The 889-nt window shown below is 68.1% G+C and carries 1 protein-coding gene; it reads right to left on the reverse strand.

Annotated features, from left to right (window positions below):
• Positions 1-33: 33 nt before the first annotated feature.
• On the reverse strand, positions 34-889 hold an 856-nt coding region (locus tag WEB06_12550), incomplete at its 5' end, for a cupredoxin domain-containing protein (GenBank protein MEX2556444.1).

Raw genomic sequence — 889 nt, forward strand, 5'->3', positions numbered from 1 at the left:
CTTCGCGGGGGCCGCACCACGTCTCGCGCGATCTCAGGTAACGATCGCCGTCCCCAGCATGTTCGCGTGCACGTCGCACTTGAACGCGTACGTGCCGGGCGTGGCGGGAGCCGTGAAGACGTACTTCCGCTCCACCGGGCCGGTGAAGATCGGCCCCGTGAAGAGGGCAGGGGGCGTGAACGTCTGGTCGGTGTAGAGCGACCAGTTGTGCGGCAGCGGGTCGTCGTTGCGGAAGTTGATCGTCACCTGCGCCCCGTGGGGGAAGGTCACCTGCGCCTTGTCGAACGCCGTGTTCTTGGCGATGAGGTCGATCGGTCCGGCCGGGTTGGCCGCGCCGGGCGATGGGGTGCCCGACGGCTGTGGCGGGCTCGGCGGCGGACCGCCTTGCTCCTCGCCCGAGATCAAGGTTCCCCGCATCGGTCCCGGGTGGACGTCGCACCAGAACGAGTAGATGCCGGCGGGAAGCGCCGGGAGCTCGTAGATCCTAGTTGCCACGCCGGGGAAGAGTCCGCCGCGGAACAGGTTCTCCTGAAACTCGGGATCCCGGAAGATCGCCACGTTGTGATCGACCCCAGCGTCGCGGTTCTCGAACCGAAGGCCGACCGGCTGGCCGGCCGGCACGTGCACCTCCGTCGGCTTGAACGCCACCTGCTCGGCGACCAGCGGCTCCTCGAGAACCTCGAGATGCTTCTCGACCTCACGCGGCCCGAGCGACGCCTCGACGGCGATCCCGCCTCCGAAGAGCAGCAGTGTGAAGGCGATGAGCGAGATCTTCTGGATCTTCTTGAGCGTGCCGCCCTTGGCGACCGCGGCCGCCGCGAACAGGATACAGGCCGCCATGAGGGTGGCGACGACGACGGAGCCTTCGGTTGTGACGGCCAGCAGGATG

The organism is Actinomycetota bacterium, from assembly GCA_040905475.1.
Taxonomy (GTDB): Bacteria; Actinomycetota; AC-67; order AC-67; family AC-67; genus DATFGK01.